20 protein-coding genes are annotated in these 21,545 nt (G+C 37.9%); 2 read left to right on the top strand and 18 right to left on the bottom strand.

From position 1 onward, the window contains the following. Positions 1–123 precede the first annotated feature (123 nt). Both lepB and FG382_RS03370 read right to left on the bottom strand, forming a co-directional pair. Positions 124–675: a signal peptidase I gene (gene lepB, locus FG382_RS03375; RefSeq protein WP_142537487.1), complete on the bottom strand. Its 552-nt coding sequence runs from the start codon at positions 673–675 to the stop codon at positions 124–126. Further along, positions 672–1,307 (bottom strand): TVP38/TMEM64 family protein, encoded by a 636-nt coding sequence (locus FG382_RS03370; RefSeq protein ID WP_142537486.1) that lies wholly within the window; start codon positions 1,305–1,307, stop codon positions 672–674. Before FG382_RS03370 ends, lepB begins: the two co-directional genes overlap by 4 nt. A 112-nt stretch (positions 1,308–1,419) precedes the next feature. Here FG382_RS03370 and FG382_RS03365 point away from each other — a divergent pair, with 112 nt between their 5' ends. After that, entirely contained in the window at positions 1,420–2,142 is a 723-nt protein-coding gene (locus FG382_RS03365) for an AzlC family ABC transporter permease (RefSeq protein ID WP_142537485.1), read from the top strand. Between the two features lie 3 nt (positions 2,143–2,145). After that, positions 2,146–2,454, top strand: coding sequence for an AzlD domain-containing protein (locus FG382_RS03360; RefSeq protein WP_142537484.1), 309 nt, complete (start codon positions 2,146–2,148; stop codon positions 2,452–2,454). Positions 2,455–2,635: 181 nt separating this feature from the next. Here the strand turns inward: FG382_RS03360 and FG382_RS03355 are convergent, their stop codons facing one another. The 16 genes from FG382_RS03355 to FG382_RS03280 all read right to left on the bottom strand — a co-directional run bounded on the left by FG382_RS03355 (position 2,636) and on the right by FG382_RS03280 (position 21,489). Next, positions 2,636–2,890, bottom strand: a complete 255-nt coding sequence (locus tag FG382_RS03355; protein WP_142537483.1) for a CsbA family protein — start codon at positions 2,888–2,890, stop codon at positions 2,636–2,638. 13 nt (positions 2,891–2,903) lie between these two features. After that, positions 2,904–4,073, bottom strand: coding sequence for a PDZ domain-containing protein (locus tag FG382_RS03350; RefSeq protein ID WP_142537482.1), 1,170 nt, complete (start codon positions 4,071–4,073; stop codon positions 2,904–2,906). Between the two features lie 81 nt (positions 4,074–4,154). After that, complete coding sequence (locus FG382_RS03345; protein ID WP_142537481.1) at positions 4,155–5,579, bottom strand: S41 family peptidase; 1,425 nt, start codon at positions 5,577–5,579, stop codon at positions 4,155–4,157. A gap of 71 nt (positions 5,580–5,650) precedes the next feature. Then, complete coding sequence (locus tag FG382_RS03340) at positions 5,651–6,229, bottom strand: redoxin domain-containing protein (RefSeq protein ID WP_142537480.1); 579 nt, start codon at positions 6,227–6,229, stop codon at positions 5,651–5,653. Positions 6,230–6,367: 138 nt separating this feature from the next. Continuing rightward, positions 6,368–7,675: a murein hydrolase activator EnvC family protein gene (locus FG382_RS03335; protein ID WP_142537479.1), complete on the bottom strand. Its 1,308-nt coding sequence runs from the start codon at positions 7,673–7,675 to the stop codon at positions 6,368–6,370. A gap of 38 nt (positions 7,676–7,713) precedes the next feature. Next, positions 7,714–8,601: a permease-like cell division protein FtsX gene (ftsX, locus tag FG382_RS03330; protein ID WP_142537478.1), complete on the bottom strand. Its 888-nt coding sequence runs from the start codon at positions 8,599–8,601 to the stop codon at positions 7,714–7,716. After that, complete coding sequence (ftsE, locus tag FG382_RS03325; protein ID WP_142537477.1) at positions 8,591–9,277, bottom strand: cell division ATP-binding protein FtsE; 687 nt, start codon at positions 9,275–9,277, stop codon at positions 8,591–8,593. The genes ftsX and ftsE overlap by 11 nt, the downstream gene beginning before the upstream one ends. 438 nt (positions 9,278–9,715) lie before the next feature. After that, positions 9,716–10,069 carry a cytochrome c551 gene (gene cccB / locus FG382_RS03320; protein ID WP_142537476.1) on the bottom strand — a complete coding sequence of 118 codons (354 nt, stop codon included), beginning with the start codon at positions 10,067–10,069 and terminating at the stop codon, positions 9,716–9,718. A 53-nt stretch (positions 10,070–10,122) separates the two neighbouring features. Continuing rightward, positions 10,123–10,992 (bottom strand): YitT family protein, encoded by an 870-nt coding sequence (locus FG382_RS03315; protein WP_142537475.1) that lies wholly within the window; start codon positions 10,990–10,992, stop codon positions 10,123–10,125. Positions 10,993–11,821: 829 nt separating this feature from the next. After that, positions 11,822–13,285, bottom strand: coding sequence for a methyl-accepting chemotaxis protein (locus FG382_RS03310; RefSeq protein WP_142537474.1), 1,464 nt, complete (start codon positions 13,283–13,285; stop codon positions 11,822–11,824). A gap of 90 nt (positions 13,286–13,375) precedes the next feature. After that, positions 13,376–14,480 (bottom strand): peptide chain release factor 2 gene (gene prfB / locus FG382_RS03305; RefSeq protein WP_142537473.1). Its coding sequence is split into 2 segments (ribosomal slippage): positions 13,376–14,404 and positions 14,406–14,480, totalling 1,104 coding nucleotides; the frame shifts between segments, so codons are not numbered across the junction. A gap of 26 nt (positions 14,481–14,506) precedes the next feature. Continuing rightward, positions 14,507–17,017: a preprotein translocase subunit SecA gene (gene secA / locus FG382_RS03300; RefSeq protein WP_142537472.1), complete on the bottom strand. Its 2,511-nt coding sequence runs from the start codon at positions 17,015–17,017 to the stop codon at positions 14,507–14,509. Positions 17,018–17,931: 914 nt separating this feature from the next. Next, positions 17,932–18,489 carry a ribosome hibernation-promoting factor, HPF/YfiA family gene (gene hpf, locus FG382_RS03295; protein WP_142537471.1) on the bottom strand — a complete coding sequence of 186 codons (558 nt, stop codon included), beginning with the start codon at positions 18,487–18,489 and terminating at the stop codon, positions 17,932–17,934. A gap of 111 nt (positions 18,490–18,600) precedes the next feature. Then, entirely contained in the window at positions 18,601–18,981 is a 381-nt protein-coding gene (locus FG382_RS03290) for a PilZ domain-containing protein (protein ID WP_142537470.1), read from the bottom strand. Positions 18,982–19,130: 149 nt separating this feature from the next. After that, positions 19,131–19,625, bottom strand: coding sequence for a C40 family peptidase (locus tag FG382_RS03285; RefSeq protein WP_142537469.1), 495 nt, complete (start codon positions 19,623–19,625; stop codon positions 19,131–19,133). Between the two features lie 175 nt (positions 19,626–19,800). Further along, positions 19,801–21,489: a methyl-accepting chemotaxis protein gene (locus FG382_RS03280; RefSeq protein ID WP_142537468.1), complete on the bottom strand. Its 1,689-nt coding sequence runs from the start codon at positions 21,487–21,489 to the stop codon at positions 19,801–19,803. Positions 21,490–21,545 lie beyond the last annotated feature (56 nt).

Below are 21,545 nucleotides of genomic sequence, written 5' to 3'. Positions count from 1 at the left end.
CAGTTTTTCAGCCACCACAGCTTTTTCACATTTGACCCGATGGGCAAGGCGCTGAAGCTAGACATTAAAAAATCCGAATAACCCCTTTACTCTATTGTACAAAACATCCAATAGGGAAGGAAATTATTCGGAACGGAAATTCACCTTAAAATCGGAAAGTGGCCAGTAAATTAGCTTCACTTCTCCAATAACCTCTTTTTCATCAATAAAATGAAAGTAACGACTATCTAAACTAGAAATTCGATTGTCCCCTAAAACGAATAACTTGCCTGGTGGAACGGTTTTACTTCCAGTCAGCTCTTGTAAATCAAAATTCTCCGTGAAATTTGTTTCTGTATTGACATAAGGTTCATATGAACTCAAAAATGGCTCTTCAATTTTTTGATTGTTAATGTACAGTTCATCATTTTCATATGTAATCGTATCACCAGCCAATCCAATGACTCGCTTCACATAATCTTCTTTCTCATCGCTATGAAAAATAATTATATCCATTTGTTTAATCGTAGATAGTTTGCTAATGATGACGAGATCATGGTCATGAAGTGTTGGCATCATTGACTCTCCCACGACTTCATAATTTGTGGCTACAAATGATCGAACTACTAGAACAACTATAATTCCGATGACTAAAGACATAAGCCATTCAATTATTTCTTTCTTCGTTTTAGTCATCTCCTTTCTTCCCTTATTTTTCTGTTCCTTCTAAAATGATGTAAATCTGCTTCTACCTTCTGATCAATCCGCTTCTCTACTCTTTTTCCAACAAACCAAAGAATAGCAATTATAAGGACAACAATCGCCGTACGAACTGGTTGAGTGATTAAGGCTTTTATATCCGAACCGATAAAACTAACGATAAAAATCATAATGAGTTTCCCTAATGTAACCGTCCATAAATATGTTTTCTTTTTCATATTGGAAAGGCCAGCAACAATATTCACAAGTGCGGAGGGAGTAAATGGAAAACAAATAAGTAAAAAAAGTGGTCCGAATCCATTCCTCTCTACCCATAATATTAATTTTTGAATCTTTTCATGTCTTGTGATAAAGCCAAGCACACGTGCTCGTCCATATTTGCGAATGACTAAAAAGACTGTATACGCGCCTATTACAGAGCCAGCCCACGAAAGTAAAAATCCAAAGAGCAACCCATAAGCAGTTACATTCGCAACGATAAACACGATGAGTGGCAAAAAGGGCAAAATAGCTTCTAAAAAAGGCAAAAGGATACCGATTATCGGTCCTAGTGCACGATAATCTTGTGTTAAATCTGTTAACGTATCCCATGAAAACCAATCAAACATGTTGCTCTCCTCCAAAATATGTATGATTATACTATTCCCATATTTCATATTCATAAAACTATTCGGTTATAGTATAATTTGTCTATTATGTTTTTTTAGGTGGTGACTATTGTTGAATAAAAATTCATTTGTACTTGGATTAAAAGCAGGGTTAAGTATAGCAATCGGATACTTCCCAGTCGCTCTCACATTTGGCTTACTGGCCAAAACATCGGGACTTTCTATTTGGGAAGCTACTGCAATGAGTATTTTCGTTTATGCCGGTGCATCGCAATATATGTCCTTAACGCTAATATCAAAAGGGGTTGACCCTATTTTAATCGTTTTAAATACATTTGTCTTAAATATACGCCACTTCTTAATGACGGCGGCGCTCAACGAAAAGATGCAGAGCGAAAAGAGATGGATTAAAGGAATCTATGCTTTCGGCATTACAGATGAATCTTTTTCTGTCCTCGCAACGAGAAAAGAAGAAAAAATCGGCACTGCCTTTGCATTTGGTGTGGCTTTGATCGCATATAGCAGCTGGGTTGTATTCACAGCTGTTGGACATGTTATTGGAGCCAATCTTCCACAATTTTTACAAGCAGCGATGTCCATTGCATTATACGCGATGTTTGTCGGTCTTCTTGTACCGTCCATGCGTGGCAATCGTAAAGTAGTCATGCTTGCACTGATCGCAGCTGTTATCAATGGATTTTTTTATTGGACTGGAATTCTATCGACTGGATGGTCAATCTTAGTTGCAACATTAGCATCCTCTATTTTTGTGGAAATTATTTATGTCAGACATGAAAAGCGAAAGCGTAGTGGCGGACAGCTGAAAGGAGTTTAAAAAATGGGAGCATGGTATTGGTGGACGTTGATTGGTATGGCAATAGTTACATACATTCCAAGGGCTGTCCCACTCACTTTTTTAGAAGGAAAAGAGTTGCCACCTGTTGTTTCTGGTGTCTTGCGTAATATACCTTACGCTGTTTTAGGCGCGTTAATCTTCCCTGCTATTTTATATGTTCAAGAAGGGAATCTTTTATTTGGGCTCATTGGTACGGTGGTTGCCTTTACTTTAGCCATTCTTTTTTCTAATTTGATGGTCATAGTTTTAGGTACGATTGGGGTTTTAGCTATTTATAGTTTGATATTTTGATTTCATAATGATTGGGTTTAGTGAGAGGATCTTGCGTTTTGGAGAGTCTATCTTGCAATTCAACTGGAATTTGCTATTTCGCAAGTGGATCTTGCGATTCTTGGGGTCCTATTTTGCGGTTTGGACACCCTATCTTGCGATTCACCCCACCTCATTTATTTTCCCACACAAAAAATCCGCCTCACTCAGAAGCGGATTTTTTCTTTGTTTTATTACTTTTAGTAGAATACCAGAATCCTACGGTGAGTGATGCCGCATCTAAAATATAAATCCACCATCTGTGTGTGTACCCAGCTTGTACAGAAGCAGCGAATAATGCGACTGTCAGGATGAGCGCTACATAATGATTAAACGTTATACGCGTAAAAAGAACGACGAGTAATGCAGGTGCGAAAATGGCTAGAATTATTTGCGTTGATAAAGATAATGTTTCCATAAATTCTCCTATCCTACCTTACTAGGATCAGCCCTAATCGATAATGATCATGTCTAAACAAAATATGTTGACGTAAACGTAGCTCCCCGTTGTAATCCAATACTTCTAGACGACAGTGGGCTGCATTTATTTGGACGGCTTCGTATAATTCTTGCTCGGTCGTCACTTTTTGTCCATTCACTTTTACAATACGTTCTCCGATAAGAAGCCCCATTTTTTCTGCGGGGGAATCGGAAAGCACCCCTGCTATCATCACACCATCTGACTGCGGAGACACTGCAAACGCTCCAGACGTCTCTTTCTTATATTCTATATAACTAATGATGAATCTACCTAATACACCAAGAGCAACAGCAATTGCACTAATTAGTGGCATTACAAATCCAGCAGCTCCAATAATTGTGATCAAGATACCAAGTTGCCAAACCTTTTTCCCTAGCCTTGGGAAAAATTGAACCGGTAATGTATGTCTACTTTTTTGCTGAAATCCAATGACGAAAGGAAATAGCACTAGAGAAAAAGTAGTTTCTCCTAGCGTAAATTGCGGCCAATAGGGAACATACGAACCTATCGCATCGCCTGGGATAACGAGCACAATCGGTAATAACCATAATCGTTTCGTTATATATTCCATCGCTTCTATCCCACGTGCGGTTGTTACTAATTTCGGAGAAGCATGACACGAACCGTACTTTTGAATGAGCGCCCCTTCGGCAATTAATAACAATCCGGCTAAAATTGCGATTGGAATGATTGCATCATTTATGATATTTAGTCCAGCCAAGTTCCAGGAAAATAGATGGAAAGACCAGTTATATAAATCCATCATATATAACGTAGCTGCACCTAAAGCAATGGCATAAATGGCAGAACCAGCTTGATACATAAACAATAATACAAACAAAATCATCCATGCACTATATATGAAAACCCAGGAAACTGGTAGTACAAGTCCAATCCCAATACTTAACACGGATAAAATGATTGCCCACAAATACCCGTCTAAAAGAAGTCTCTTTGCTTCTGTCCATCCCCATAAAATTCTTGTTCGCAACTGTCTTCTTTCTCGCTTCACGCGGTAATAACCGATCAGAACAGAGAAAAGGATCGTAATATAAACTGCTGGATGAAGGAAAAATCGTCCGATTCCTTTACCCAATTCGATGAATAATTCCTGTATCATACGCATCCTCCTCGCTTGCACATACTATCCTATTATTGTAACAAACGAGGAGCCTTTTGCGTATAGGATTTTCGTATAATCTTATTTACTTAAATCATGGATTAAATAACTGATGCCCATTTGTAATTGCTTATCATTTTCTTTTTTTGTTTTATATGCTGCAACCGTTTCCGTTAAAGATTGAAATAATGCGCCGTTTATATCTCCGCCTTCTTCTAAGCTTCTTTCTTGGCGATACTTTTCGACCGCATCTTCCGTATCTTCATCAAAATAGCCATCTTCCCTACCGATATTGTAGCCTAGTGCGCCTAATACTTGTTGGACATATTTTACCTCTTCTCCATAATCGCCAACTCGGAATTCGCCGCTCAAGTATTTTTGATCCATGGCAAATAATTCTTCCTGTTCCACTTTTAAATCTGCTTCAATCCCTTTATGATGAATCCATTCTTGTTTTGGAGTGAGCCATTTATGTGTAGAAATTTTCAACTTACCACCATTTGATAATGGATGGGTTTCCTGTACCGTTCCTTTACCAAAGCTTGTTTCTCCTACAATTAGCGCTCGTTTATTGTCACGAAGTGCTCCAGCAAGCACTTCACTGGCAGAAGCACTTCCTCCGTTTTGCAATAAAACAGCAGGTACTTTATTTAAATAAGGTGCCTCTTTACTTTCTGTATTTAACATTTCTAATACACCTTTTGCATTTTGCATATAAGCAAAAGTCGTTCCATTTTTCATTAATGTGCCAATTACAGAAGAAACACTAAATAAATAACCACCAGGATTTCCTCTCACGTCAATAACTAGTCCGTCAATTCCACGCTCTACTAATGATTTTGTTTGCTTTTCCCATTCTTCTCCCGTTTTTTCACCAAATAATGAAATCGTAACTATTCCAATGGAACGATCATCCACTTCATATATTTCACTCGAAACCGTATGCATTGCAATAGTTTCCCGTTTCATATGTAACTCTACATGGCGATTTTCGCTTGCACGAAAGATCGTCATTTTCAACGACGTACCCTTTTCACCACTTAATAATTGCACAAGCTCTGCCATCGTCTTTCCATCTACTCTTTCATCATTCACTCGGACAATTTCGTCCTGAGACTTTAAACCTGCCTTATAAGCTGGCGAGTCTTTAAGTGGAGCAACAACGATAAATTTCCCTGCAGATTGCATAATTTCTACACCAATCCCAACACGTTCTTCTGCAAGAGATGCTTCTTGGTTCGCAGCTTCCTCCTTTGTCAAATATGTGCTATGCGGATCTTCTAGCGCTTCGGTCATTCCCCGTATCGCACCTTCCACTAGTAGCTTTTCATTTTTAGAAAACACCGCCTCTTTTTTAATCAATTGAAATGCTTCGTCAATTACTTCACTATTACTAACACTTACCTCTGTTGATACTGATTTAGTAGACTTTCCGTACCAGAAATATACTACCCCAAGCAAAACAATGAATAACAAGACATATAAAAAAATCCGACTTTTGCGCAAGTTCAACCTCCTACTTTTCCACTAATATATGTGTGGAAAAAGAAATTTAATACTTGCCCAAAAATCGGTGTTTATTTTAATTTGCTTACATAGTCTGTAAGCATTTGTTCATCCATTGGTCCAACTATTTTGTTTTGAATCGTTCCAGTAGTATCAATCATATACGTAGTTGGAATCGTAATCGCTTGATACGTTTTCCCAACATCTCCTTCTTCATCTAAAGGAATTAGAAAACTAAGTCCATAATCTTCTTTAAAAAGTTTTACTTTATCGATGCCAACATCGGAGCTCGTTAAGTTAACTGCTAAAATTTCTACATTTTCTTGTTCTGCCATATCTTCATAGTAGTTTTGCATATGAGGCATCTCCGCCTTACAAGGAGGACACCAAGTTGCCCAAAAGTTCAATACAACTTTTTTCCCTTGATAATCTGCAAGCGACACTTCTTTTCCATCAAGCGTAGTAAGAGTAAAGTTTGGGGCACGATCACCTTGACCTATTCCTTCATTTGCAGGGTTTGCTGCCATATCGGTTCCCATTTGTTCTCCGGCAAAAGCTTCCGTTTCGTCTACGTTATTTTTTACAAAGGATATAGTTGCGATAGCGACTAAGAAACCTACGATTAATAAGCCTATAAATTTTTTCTTCACTGCTTACCTCCATTAATGCATTTTCAATATACATCATCGCTCTTATTATAAACTGAATAAGTACTTGTATACCAATGGAATGTTTATGACAAAAGAAAAGACGCCTTCCAACGATTGGATAGGCGTCTTGACATGAAATTATAGGGAAATATATCTCAATGGATTTACTGAGTTATTTGCCATACCACTCCATGTACCAATATGGATTTCAAAGTGTAAATGAGGTCCTGTCGAATTTCCTGTTGTTCCAACTGCACCAATCGATTGACCTTTTGAAACTGCTTGTCCAACACTTACTTTAATACTACTTAGATGTGCATATAAAGAAGTAAATGTTTGACCGTCTATAGAATGTGTTACCATAATCACATTTCCATATGTGCTAAGTGGTGAGGCATAAGAGACTACACCATCTGCCGCTGAAACAACTGTAGTACCAGTCGGGGCTCCAAAGTCGATTCCGTAATGCATTTTCCCTTTTCCATATATAGGATGCATACGATATCCATAACCAGAAGTAAGGCGTCCTGCTGCTGGTCTTGTCCAATCTCCAGAAGAGACTGCTGGAATTGCTGTAGATGACCCACTTGCTGCTTGCTGACGTTTTCTTTCTTCCGCTTGTTTACGTTTTTTCTCTTCTGCTAGTTTTCGCGCAATTTCTGCTTGACGTTTTTGTTCTGCAACAATTTTGCTTGTCACTTCTTCGCTTAAATTTAATACTTCATCATACTCTGATTCCATTTCTTGTTTATCAGCTTGTAATTTTTGTTGTTCTACCTCTAATTGATCTACTAAATTGCCTTTAGATGCTTTTTGTTTATCTAGCTCAGCCTTTAGATTTAGTAGCTCATTTTTGCTTGCTTCTTGTTGTTTTAATTTATCTTCTAGACTTGCTTTTTGTTCTTCAAGCTGTTTTTTATCATCCGCTTGTTCTTTCAAAATTGTGCGGTCCGCTTCCATCAATGTATTTACTGCTGAGAAACGGTCGATAAAATCGATAAAACTATTTGCCCCTAGTAAAACGTCTAAATAACTAACGGACCCTCCGCTAACTTGAACTGCGCGGATTCGATCTTTTAACAGCTCATCCCGCTCTTCAATTTTGCGCTCTAGTTCTGCAATGGAAGCATGTAAGTTTTCAATTTCGGTTGTTGTTTGCTCTATTTCTTTTAATACTTTCGTAATCTTATCTTGAGTCGTGATAATTTCCGTGTCTAACGCTTGAATTTGAGCCATAATCTGTTCGATTTTAGACGTATTTTCGTTAATCTTACCTTCTGTTTCTTTAATATTGGAGTTTATCGTATCTTTCTTTTGTTCGAGTTCTTTTTGCTGACTTTTTAAATCGTTCAATGTGTTAGCAAGGGCACTTGGTCCTGTGAATAAAAGCGCGCAAGTAGTAGCTACCGCAAAGACGCGTAGCACCCATTTAGACTGTTTTCTCAAAACTTCTTGCTCCTTTCAAAATACATTCATCATTTCTTTTAAACGCGTAAAAACTTTCTTACTGACATGAAACTTCCCCAGACCCCTATCAGCACGCCCATTAATAAGATCAACGCATTCACTTGATAGATGAATGGCGAAAAATCGAGCAGTTCAAATAAGTTTCCTTGTGCAAGTTTCGGTGCTACAACTTTATGAATATTGTAGTAGAGTGTCGTTACAAGCGTAATTGGAATGATTGCTCCTAGAAGCCCTAACCACATTCCTTCTAATATGAAAGGAATACGTATAAACCAATTTGTCGCTCCAACTAGTTTCATAATTTCAATATCTCTTCTTCTTGCAACAATGGTAATGCGAATCGTATTAGATATTAAGAACATTGCCGTGAATAATAACGCTAGTATAAGTACTAACCCTACATTTCTACTAGTGTTCAAGAAAGAAAACAGTCTTTCAATTTTCCCTTCTCCATATTTCACTTCGAATGTGTTATCTAAACGATCAATTCTTTTAGCTACTTTTTCTGTGTCTTGCGGATTTGCTGCTTTTGCATAAAATACATTATGTAATGGATTTTGCTGTTCAAACAAACGCAAGTCTTCCCCGAAGTCCAGCATCAACTTATTCAGCTCATCTTCTTTTGGCGAATATTGTACTTCTGCCACACCTGATGTATTTTTAATCTCATCTTGTAATGCTGTGATAGCAGCTTCATCGGCTGTCAATTCGACAATTACTTTAATTTCTACATCTTTTTCTAGATCATCTGCTACTTTGTTTAAATTCATCATAATCATGACGAACACGCCGACTAATAGTAACGTAACAGTTACTGCACTAACCGATGCAAATGTCATCCAACCATTTCGACTAATACTTTTCAAGCTATCTCTGAAGTGCCTACCTGCTGTTCTAGTTTTCATAACCGTATTCCCCTTTGTCTTCGTCTCGAGTGATTAATCCACCCTCAACAGCGATAACACGGTGTCTAATGGTATTTACAATTTCTCTATTATGTGTTGCCATTATAATTGTAGTTCCTCGAGCATTAATTTCTTCGAAAATATTCATAATCTCCCAGGATGTGTCTGGATCAAGATTTCCCGTCGGCTCGTCCGCAATGACAAGCTGAGGCGTGTTAACAATAGACCGTGCGATGGATACACGTTGTTGTTCGCCACCCGAGAGCTCTGTAGGAAACATTCTTGCTTTATGTTTTAGACCTACAAGTTCCAAAACATCCATTACTTTTTTGCGTATAACAGTTGGCGTTTCTTCAATAACTTCTAAGGCAAATGCGACATTTTCATATACATTTAGCCGTGGCAGTAATTTGAAGTCTTGAAAGACTACTCCTATTTGTCTTCTCAAATAAGGAACCTTACTGTTTTTTAGTGACGATAGATTAGTACCATTGATGAATATATCACCCGATGTTGGTCGTTCTTCTCGATACATCATTTTGATGAATGTCGATTTTCCTGCACCACTTGGCCCGACAACGTATACAAATTCACCTTGCTTAATTTCTATATCAATTCCATTTGCGGCGACAATCCCGTTTGGATATTTTTTATAGACATTTTTCATTTCAATCATTTATAAACCACCTAATTAGTTTCGTTTAATTAAAAATGCGACATGCCTATTATAACATTAGAGATTGTTTTGTTTGTTACAATTACATTTCAATTCATAGGAAATACTAGGGAAAAATTCGACAATTCGATGTCTTTTCTAGTTTTTATAGGTAAAATTACCTCCTTACGAATGTCCTATCACTGTTCTTTTCTACATCGTTCGCTCAGATTCCTTTTTTTCTTTTAATATTTTCTTTTTTCATAAAATTGCTGTAGAAAATCATTCTTGGAAGGAAACAAATTTTTATGTCGTAATTTGGAGGTAATGCGAGGATGAGTCTGTCAAATTAGCTAGCACAAATCTGGTCTTCTAGTTTGTCGCGTACGGAGTTTATCTCAAACCACTGAAACACAAAAAAACAGCTGCCCAGAATGAGCAACTGATTTTTCTTAGAGTTTATTTCTTAGCAGCTAACCATGCAGCTACTGCTTGCGCTTCCTCGCCAGTTACAAGACCAGCTGGCATTGCGCCTCTACCATTTTCAATAACATTTAAAATTTCATCTTCTGATAAACGTGATCCGACATCATTAAGCGCTGGGAAGTTACCTTGTCCTTCTAAGTTTCCACCGTGACAGCTAATACATTTCGAACTAACAATTTTTTCTGCATCTACTGAAGCAGTTTCATTAGTTGGAGCAGTATCTGTGTCAGCCGCCGTGTCATTATCATTTGCTTCGTCATTGCCACCGCCACAAGCAGCTAACATTAATCCAGCACCAAATATTACAGCTAATAGTTTTTTGTTCATTACTATTACCTCCCTCAAAGTAAATTTGAACCTCATTCTTTATTATACCATCGTTAATACCTTTTGAAACCTTCCCCAAGCACCTCGTAGGCATCGGAAACAATGACAAAAGCTGCTGGATCAATTGTCTTGATGACATGTTTCAGTTTTGTGAACTCTGTTTGGTACGCTACAACCATAAGAATTGGTCTTTCTTTATTCGTATATCCGCCAAAAGCAGGAAGTTTTGTCACCCCGCGATCTATCTCTTTATAGATAGCATCCCTTATTTCATCCTGTTTATTCGTAATAATATAAATCATTTTCGATTGGCTAAAACCTAGTTGGACGATATCGATTGTTTTGGTCGTCACAAATAAGCCAATTAGGGCATAAAGTGCTTTTTCAATATCAAAAACGAATGCCGCAGTAATAACGATTAAGCCATCAATCAATAACACACTCGTCCCAAGCGAGAATCCTGTATACTTCGTAATAATTTGTGCTGCCAAATCAGTTCCTCCGGTAGAGGCTCCTCCACGGAACACAATTCCTAGTCCAAGACCTACTGCAATCCCGCCAAACAATGCACCTAATAAAGGATTATTTGTCCAAGGTTCCCAACTAGAAGTTAACAAAACAACCGCTGGCAATGTTAATGTTCCAACAAATGACTTTATGCCAAATTTCGCACCTAAAAAGATTAAACCTGCGATAAATAGGGGAATATTAAAAGCATATTGCACAATCCCAGGTTCCCATCCAAAAACGCCCTTTAAAATAGTGCTTATACCGCTAACTCCACCGGAAGCAATTTGGTTAGGCAATAAAAAAACATTAAAGCCAATTGCAATAATCGCCGCACCAATAATTACGAATATATAATCTTTGCCATGCTCCACTATTGGAGGTAGTTCTTTATGTAGTCTGTGATTAGTTTCCATTAAATATCCTCTTTCGTTGTCATAGATGGCATTAGTATAACAACAGAAACAACATTTGTGAACTTCAGCAAAATATCGTTTTAATCGACTAAAGTAATGAAGGAAATCGCAAGAGATTGTGTCTGCCCCGATATGGCGATGTCTGTCGCACATAATAGGGATACTGTGCGGTAGTGAGTTGAATGAAGTGGACGCTTGGATTTCCGCTACAGGGCGGACGTTTTCGCTACAATCCACCATATTAGCTAACTACTCAGCTTTACCAATTTCAATCAATTTACTTTTAAAAGCAATAATGCTTAAGAGATGTTATGGTTGAGTAATTCGAACTTTTTCCTGCTAAATGCAAGCACTTTATTAGAAAGAAATTCCCATTGATTGTAGCGGAAGGTGGCGACTCCGACGGGATTAAGCGGGACAGGTGAGACCACGCAGGAGCGTTAGGACGAGGAGGCTCACCACCCGCCCCCGCGGAAAGCGTCCACCTGCAGCGAAAATTCTAGCGGTCACTTAATAAAACATTCTACCGCGCAGTTTCCCTATACTGATCGACAAGCCTTGGAGCATATAATTTCCCCTCTCAATGAAGAAAGCCCCAAGCTCAAAACGATCTAGAACCGTTTTAAAACTAGGAGCCTGTTATTAGATTGTGCCTTTCGCTACACGCTCAACTAACACATCTTATGGCATTTAGCTAGTTGCAGCCATTACAAGAGTTCCGTTTAAGAAGTGAAAGCCAGGGCTTTTTGCATTCTAGTATAAGGAAATCCCTATAAAAAATACCAAATTATTCTAAAAAGACGCCCTAATTTTAAGGCATCTTTCTCTTCTATCTATTAATATTTTGTGCTTCTGCATAGGTTTCATCAATATATTTTGCAATTGATTGCTGGTCTTCTGTAATATCGAGAAGAGTTGCATTCAGTTCTTCCACAGTAGCAGTGCTTTCTTCAATAATTGCTGCAAAATCATTGGTGCTCGTACTGATTGCTTCACTGTTTTTAGAAATCAGTTCTACATCCGCGGACAAATGGACTAATTCTTTTTGTAGCACTTGCATCATCTCGAATAATTCATTAAAGGATTTATTCGATTTATCTGCAGTTTGCACTTGGCTATAAATTTGAGTTACACCGTTTTCAAGTTTTTGCATAGTTGTATGATTGTATTTATTTACCTCATCTAAGTTGCCATCAATTTTTTCTAATGTTTGATTGGTTACACCAGCTAATTTTCGTATTTCTTCTGCAACTACTGCAAATCCTTTTCCTTGCTCACCTGCTCTTGCAGCTTCGATAGATGCGTTTAATGCGAGTAAATTCGTTTGCTCGGTTATTTGACGAATCGCATTTGCAAATGTATTTGTTTCTTTTATTTTTTCGGATAGCTCATGGAAGTTTTTATTTAGTTCTACAAAGAATACAGTAAATCGGTCAATGTCTTCTTTCATCTTTTCCATTTCTAGCGATCCATTGGATGCATTTTTCGCCGCGACATCTGCTTGTTGAACAATGGAAGATAGTTTTTTCACTATTTGTTTTACAGAAGTAGACGTCGCTTCTGTATTTTTCACAATATCCCCTACATGATCGGCTTGCCTTTGTGAACTAATACTCACTTCCCCTACAGCCGTAAGCATTTCCTGTTGAGCATTGTTTGCAGAAAAAGTATTAGTACGTATTTGTTCTAAATTGGAAGTAATAATCGAAACAGCCGTTTCCAGTCTTTGCGCTAGTGCGGCTTCTTCATTTGCTTTCACTATCGCTGTTTCCGCGTTACTTTCCACATTTTTAAATAATAATTTACTTTGTCTTACTTGTAGGAAAATACCTAATGCCATTATAAACTGCACGAGAAACACATTCGCTGCTTGATCTGCTAACAATCCTTTCTCGTCTAATAAAACATTGACAATAACTGCTAGTAAGGATAAAACATACCCAAAAACGAATACACCTTGCGTATTATGTAACCCACCTACAACTAAAATAAATAAAGCGAGTACAATGGTACCGATACTTACTTCATTCAAGACACTCGTGCCAACAGCGGTTACACCTGCAGCAAAGAGAAGAATAAACGGAAAAGCCGTAGAAATGGCTTGTACTTTTTTGGATACGATAAAAAAAATAATGGCAATTAACAAAGGTACACCGATGGATATTAATATCCCTTTTTCAGCTTTTAATGCTACTTGAGCAATAAAACCTAAACTACCTGCTAGACTATAAGCTAAAAACATAATAAAGTTTTTCTTTACTAAATCATTTTTCTTTAACTCATTCATATCCATTTATTCCACGCCACTTTCTCCTCTTATTTTTTAATAATATAAAAATACCCCTTTGTTATTTTATTATAACATCGGGGTATTTTTCGTCTATTAATTTATGCGTGAACGTAAGAATGCATGGATGAATGGATCTATTTCACCATCAACTACTGCATGAACATTTCCGCTTTCTTCATTTGTACGATGATCTTTTACCATCGAGTATGGATGGAAAACATAAGAGCGGATCTGACTTCCCCATCCGATTTCTTTTTGTTCTCCACGGATTGCTGCAAGTTGCGCTTCTTGTTCTTCGATTTTCAATTGATACAATTTCGATTTCAATAATTTCATCGCATGCTCACGGTTTTTAATCTGTGAACGTTCCGTTTGGCAAGTAACAATCGTATTCGTTGGTAAATGCGTAATACGAACCGCTGAATCCGTCGTATTAATATGCTGACCACCAGCACCTGTTGCACGGTATGTGTCAATTTTCAAATCTTCGTTACGAATTTCAATTTCAATCTCATCATTGAACTCGGGCATAACATCACAGGAAACGAATGATGTATGACGGCGGCCAGATGAATCGAAAGGAGAAATACGTACAAGGCGATGGACACCTTTTTCAGCTTTTAAATAGCCATAAGCATTATGCCCTTTTATAAGTAAAGTGACCGATTTAATACCCGCTTCATCACCAGGTAAATAATCGAGCGTTTCTACTTTAAATCCGCGTTTATCAGCCCATCGCTGATACATACGAAGCAAAATAGAACCCCAGTCTTGTGACTCGGTACCGCCAGCACCTGGATGCAATTCTAAAATTGCATTATGCTTATCGTATTCTTCACTTAATAGCATTTGTAGCTCAAAGTCACCTAGTGCACTTGTGAACTCTTTCAGTTCCGAGCCAAGTTCTTCTTGTAATTCATCATCTGGTTCTTCTTTAAGAAGTTCCAATGTCATTTCTAAGTTTTCTTGCGTAGATACGAGATCCGTGTATTGTTCTACAATAGCTTTCAGTGCGTTCATTTCATTAATTATTTTTTGGGCAGCCTGTGCATCGTCCCAGAAGTCAGGAAATGTCATTAACTCCTCTAATTCTTGTATGCGAACCTCTTTGTTTTCTAAGTCAAAGAGACCCCCTAAAGTCTTCTAATTTCCCTGCTGTTCGATCCAATTCATTTCTTACTACTGCTATTTCAACCATATTCTTTATTCCTCCGACTTTCCTGATTACTGTCCTGTTCCGTGACAGTTTTTAAATTTCTTCCCGCTTCCGCATGGGCATAGGTCATTACGTCCTACTGCTGCATCCTTGCGAACTGGTTTTTTCTTAACGGGTCCTCCGTCTTCCTTTGGATTTACCGCTTGCCCTTTTGCTACTTCTTCCCGTTCAAGATTATTTCGAATCTCTGCTTTCATTGCATATTTCGCAACATCTTCTTGGATAGCATCGACCATTGCCTCAAACATAGCGAATCCTTCACTTTGATATTCACGAAGTGGATCATTTTGCCCGTATGCACGTAAATGAATACCTTGACGAAGCTGATCCATTGCATCGATATGGTCAATCCATTTAGAGTCAATCGAACGAAGTAATACAACTTTTTCAAATTCACGCATGCGCTCTGGAGTCATTTCTTCCTCTTTTGCATCATAGAAGCGAATAACTTCTTCTTTTAATTTTCCGATCATCTCTTCAGGTGAAAGGTTCTCCAAGTCGCTTAGTGAAATGACACCTTCTGGCAGTAAATTCGCTTGTACGTAATCTACTATTCCTTTTAGAGTCCATTCCGCTTTATTGTCTGAAGCAGTATTAGAACCTACTAAACGATCGATTGCACCGAAAATCATCGATTCTACAAGTGCACGCATATTTTCAGTTTCTAGTACTTCATTTCGCTCTTTATAAATAATTTCACGTTGCTGACGTAAAACATCATCATATTGCAATAAGCGTTTACGTGAGTCGAAGTTATTACCTTCTACACGTTTTTGAGCGGATTCTACCGCACGAGAAACCATTTTCGATTGGATTGGCTGTGAATCATCCATTCCTAGTTTAGACATCATATTACGCATATTGTCTGAACCGAAACGACGCATCAACTCATCTTCCATTGAAAGATAGAATTGCGTCACCCCTGGATCTCCTTGACGACCAGCACGTCCACGTAGCTGATTGTCAATTCGGCGTGATTCATGACGCTCTGTACCAATTACAGCTAAACCACCAGCTTCTAAAACACCGTCGCCAAGTTTAATATCCGTACCACGACCAGCCATGTTTGTCGCGATCGTTACAGAACCTAGGTGTCCAGCAGTTGCAATAATTTCCGCTTCATGCTCATGGTTTTTCGCATTTAATACATTATGCTTAATACCATGTTTGGTTAACAATTTGGAAATAATTTCAGAGGTTTCAATTGCAACAGTACCGATTAAAACAGGTTGACCTTTTTGATTTCGTTCTGCAATATCTGCTGCGACTGCTTCAAATTTACCGTTCATCGAAGCATAGATTAAATCTGCACGGTCATCCCTTGCAATCGGACGGTTCGTTGGAATCGCAATAACGTTCATATTATAAATATTACGGAATTCCTCTTCCTCTGTTTTCGCCGTACCAGTCATACCAGATAACTTATCGTACATACGGAAAAAGTTTTGGAACGTAATCGTTGCCATGGTCATTGATTCATTTTGAATTTCTAATCCTTCTTTTGCCTCAATCGCTTGGTGTAGACCGTCACTATAACGACGACCTTTCATCAGACGACCTGTGAATGAGTCAACGATCACAACTTCCCCATCTTGTACAACATAGTCCACGTCTAAATGCATGGAAGCATGTGCTTTCAATGATTGATTGATCGCATGATTTAAACGAACATGTGTCAAATCAAACAAGTTCTCAATATTAAATGCTTTTTCTACTTTTTCTACCCCAACGTCTGTTAGCGTAACGCCTTTTGTAGATTCTTCATACGTATAATCCGTTTCAATGATAAGTGTACGAACAAATGCATTTGCTTGCTTGTACAATAATGCCGCTTTATTTGCTTGTCCCGAAATAATTAATGGTGTTCTCGCTTCATCAATTAAAATAGAGTCAACCTCATCGATTACTGCATAATGAAGTGGACGTTGTACTTTATCTTCTTTGTATAGCACCATATTATCGCGCAAATAATCAAAACCAAGCTCATTATTCGTCGAATACGTAATATCCGCCGCATATGCTTCGCGCTTTTCTTCTTTTGATAATGAATTTAAATTCAATCCAACAGTCAAGCCTAAGAAATTATACAGTTGTCCCATTTCTGCAGCATCACGACTTGATAAATATTCATTGACTGTTACTACATGAGCTCCAAGTGCTGGAATTGCATTTAAATATACAGACATGGTAGAAGTAAGGGTTTTCCCTTCCCCTGTTTTCATCTCTGCAATATTTCCTTCATGAAGCGCAGCTGCCCCCATGATTTGCACGCGGAAAGGAAACATTCCAAGCACACGCTTAGCCGCTTCACGTACTACCGCAAATGCTTCAGGCAGCAATTGATCTAACATTTCGCCTTTTTCGTAACGTCCTCGGAATTCTTCTGTTTTAGCAGCTAATTGTTCATCCGATTTCGCTTCCATTTCCGAAGCCAAGGCTTCCACACGATCTGCTATTTTTTCTAATCGTTTAATTTCACGTTTATTTAAATCGAATACTTTATTTAATACACCAAGCATCTATTTTCACTTCCCATTTAGTCTTACTCCCCATTTTACCATCCGATAGAAACTGAAGCAAATAAGCAAATTTACAATTGGCAGAGAGAGCTCTTTAAGAGTTATTAATTGCGTTATAAAATTGTCGCTTTCAGGAGGGGATTTGTCGTGTTCATTGCTGATGTTGCTGGGCGTAGGATGGTCCTGCACAATTTAGCTCATGGAAACGATAAAATAGAATAACGCACCTATTAAAGAAACTGCGCGGTAAAAAATGGCCACTGAACCTTCGCACTTGCCGCACCTCGCATGAGCCAACTCGTGCTTCGCCCGAGTGGGTCTCCTGACTTCGGCTCATGCGGCTTTGGCGTGCTACGGCCAAAAGTGTTCGCTTGTGTGTATCTAGATAAGATTGGCCATAAATATTGCGAATATCCACTAAATTATACATAATTGCTTGAAGAAATCAGTGTTTCACAACAAGGGAACTCTGTTCTCTGAGAAATGGTTGCTTTTGTCGATCAGTTGATTGCTTAAAAGATAGAATTGGTTGCTTATATTGAGTATTTGATTAGTCAAATCCATTTATTGGGTAAATCTCTACATTGAAAACTGAAAACTGTATTATGTTTGGTTTTAATCGTGGTATAGGGAGACTGTGCGGTAGTTAGTTAAATGAGTGTCCGCTAGGATTTTCGCTGCAGGACGCGCTTTCCGCCGGCTTGGCTTCAGCCGCTTCCTTCGCTAGGCTCAGTCCAGGGTCTTCAGCTCAAGCTTTTCCGGCTGGAGTCGCCGCCCTTTCGCTACAATCCAACATAATTGCTTACTTAACAGTGCAGACTCATTAAAAAAAATTAACCACATGTCTAAATCTTCTATAGTTATCTAACCATAAAAAACTCTCCTCGAAAATCGAGGAGAGTTGATTGTTTTATTTAGTTTGTTTCGATTAAACCGTATTTGCCGTCTTTACGTTTGTAAACGATGTTTGTTCCATCTGATTCTGCATCTGTGAAGATGAAGAAATTATGGCCAAGCATATTCATTTGTAATACTGCTTCTTCCTGATCCATTGGTTTTAAATCGAACTGCTTTGTGCGAACGATATTGTATGCCTCTTCATCTGATTGCTCCACTTGCGCGTCTGGTGCATCCACGGTCGAAAAGAAAGTAGCGACCCCTTCTCGTTCACGGAATTTACGATTTACTTTTGTTTTATATTTACGTATTTGTCTTTCCAGCTTGTCTACGATTAGATCTACAGCAGCGTACATATCTGAATGGCGCTCTTCTGCTCGTAATGTTAAATTTTTCATAGGAATCGTTACTTCTACTTTCGTTTGCTTGTCATTGTACACCTTTAAATTGACATTGGCTGTTGCTTCGATTTCTTCGTTGAAATAACGGGCTACTTTATCAATTTTCCCTTCAACATGATCTCGAATTGCAGGAGTCACCTCAATATTTTCCCCACGAATGTTAAAGTTTAGCATGAAAACTCCTCCTTTAAATTTAACTCTATATATAGGATTCAACATCCCATCCGAAATATCCTTCTTACTTTTAAGATTTTATTTATTTTTTGTCGAATGGTGTAATATTCTTTACTTTCTCATGTCCAGCGATTTTCTACGCACATTTTTTAATTCATTAATAATGAATTGCTCCGTATAAGTATCCTCGGGTAAGTTAATACCATACTCATATCCATTTATCTTCCGATGAGACCAGACAAATTCGCCTACTAAATCGATCGGTGATTCGTCTAACGTAAAATTAATTTCTACATGAATTTGTTTGTCAATTGCAATGGAAAACTCCGTAAAAATTTTCAAACCATGTGGACTGATGTCGATAATTTCACAGATACCCTTATTAGATATTTCTTTTTCAGTTAGTCCATGTGCATCTTTTATTAATCGAAAAGTAGCTTTGCACGGTTCAGTAAAGGTATAGCGGAAGGATTCTTTTCTTTTGTATTGCATATTTTCTCTCCCCCTTACTATGGGTCGTTTTTACTCCATTATGACGAACGGAATTACTTTTTTCAAATATTTTTGTGAATAGATAATATGCCTGGAGAAGAAAAAAACGCTCTACCGTAAATTATACGATAGAACGTTTGTTTATATGTTTATTTGTTTGTAGCTACGGTTACATCCGTCACTCGTTTAGCTCCAACATAGCGTTTGCCCCAATAAGCTGGGTCGTTCAATTTATCAATTTTCACGCCTTTTGAAGTCGATGAATGGATAAACTTACCGTCGCCTATGTATATACCAACATGTGAAACACCTTTACCAGATGTATTAAAGAAAACCAAGTCCCCTGATATTAAATCAGCCTTGTCCACTTTTGAACCGGTTGCATGCATACCTGATGAACTGCGAGGAAGACTGATTCCTAATCCTTCGTATACATATCCTACAAATCCTGAGCAATCAAATCCTGCTTTCGTAGTACCACCACTGCGGTATTTAGTCCCTATTAAGTTTTTAGCTGTTGCTACTAATTCTTTTGAGTCTACTGAACTTGCTGCTTCAGTACTTCCTGCGAATGGTGCTGTAACTAAAAGTATAGATAATACGAATATTGCAATGACTTTTTGCGACATAGATTTGTAATTCATTATGTTCCTCCGGGCAGCTAGAGTTTTCAGAAAATTTTCTATACCCATCTTAACACGCTTTATAACCTCTTTATTTTACAATTGTGTAACAATTATATTACAAATCTATAAAATACGACTCTATTAAATGAAAATAAGTCCACAAAGTCCCGAAAAGAGACTTTTTATGCTCTAGTTATATAACGAAACGTGCGGTAGATGCTTCTAGAATAGTTGCTTGTTCGCTAATATCACTAATTAATGCTGATAATGATTCAATAGTTTCTAGATTTGCTACTAGTAATTGCACCGTTTCTTCCATTTGTGTTGTATTAGATTCAATAGATTCCGTTAACTCAAAAATGAGTTTTTCTGACATATTCTTTTCCTGCTCAATTGTCTTAATAGAATCTGTCATATGATTATTTTGGTTTTTGGACTCTCGTATAAACGAAACGATTGTGTCAAATTTTTCATGTAATAACTGGAAAGATGTCGCATTATTTTTGGATGTAGAGAGCCCTTCTGCAAAGACGATCTCCATTTCATGTCCCTGGTGTGAAATAGATGTAGAGATGCTGTTAATCGTATTTGCTGTGACAGACACTTCATCCGCCAGTTTTTTTACCTCTTCTGCAACTACGGCGAATCCTTTTCCATGTATACCAGATCTTGCAGCTTCAATACCTGCATTTAACGCAAGAAGATTTGTTTGCTTGGAAATAGATTGGACAATAGAGGTCATTCTGGCAATTTCTTCTGTGCGCTCTTGTAACAATTTTCTCTCTTTATCTGCCGCTTTAAATAAGGAGCGCAAATGTGCCGCTTCTGCCGCTGCTTTCTTCATCGCATCTGCGCTTGCATCTGCTACTTCCACTGCAAATGAGGCATGGTTATTTAAAGCAACAGCTTTTTCAGATACATTCTCAAAAGTTCTTGAAAATTCCTCTAGAAATGCTCGAATTCCAATCGATGCTTCTTTTTGCTCTAGCATACTTATGCTAGCCTCATTTATAGCCATTTGCACTGTGTTAGAACTTGTCACGGTTTCCGCAGAGTATTCCTTTAATGTTGTACTATCTATATTTAGCTTCTCTGCAGTGAGTTTTATCATTTGAACCATTTCGGTTAAATTGTTTTTCATTTCATTCATCGCCATTGATACTTCGCCAATTTCATCCTTTGTCGAAATATGTATGGGCTGTGCAAGTAGATTTCCTTTTGAAATCTCTTTTGCTGATGATGCAACACTCGTTAATTGATTTCTTATTTGGCGATTCGTCAGTAACAATAAAATAATCGAGCATAAACCAGCTATTAGGAATGAAGCAACGACTATGACAATCGTATTTTGCTGACTTGCATTCATTTCATCTATTATTAATTCCCGATTATTCGACTCTTGCTCTCTTGTAGCATTCAGCATGTCTATTAACACATTATACTTCTCATTAATCGATTGCAGTTGTCGGCGTTTTGCAACATTTTCTTTGTTGACAACGGAGCTTTTTAAATTGTTTTCAAAAGTTGTCTGGATGCCGTCTAATGTCTGCGTGAAATCTTCCCAATCTATGTGCGCCATCCGCTTACTGGCAGTCGGTACTAACTGTGCCAGATTTGTTTTCTTCGCTTCATAATCTTTGTCGAATTCCTCTAATGGATCTCCCGCAAAGAGCGAAATTGCTATGTATAAACTAGCTACCTCTGCACGCATAATATCTGCGTTCTCGACATTTTCTGAGGATATCTCTAATTTATCGGACAGGTTTTGATTGTGAATCACTTGAATAATTAATAATACTGTCATAACGCCGAATAAGAGAAAAGAACTAAAAATTGCTATTAAATACTTCGTTCGCAGTGGTATACTAGACCATTTATTCATAGGTAATGAGACCTCCCAAAAGGAAATATAGCATATTTCTTCTTAAAAAAGAGGGC

Source organism: Psychrobacillus lasiicapitis, from assembly GCF_006861795.1.
Taxonomy (GTDB): Bacteria; Bacillota; Bacilli; order Bacillales_A; family Planococcaceae; genus Psychrobacillus; species Psychrobacillus lasiicapitis.
Note: the sequence above shows the minus strand (reverse complement) of the source record. Positions and strands in the feature narration are given on the sequence as shown.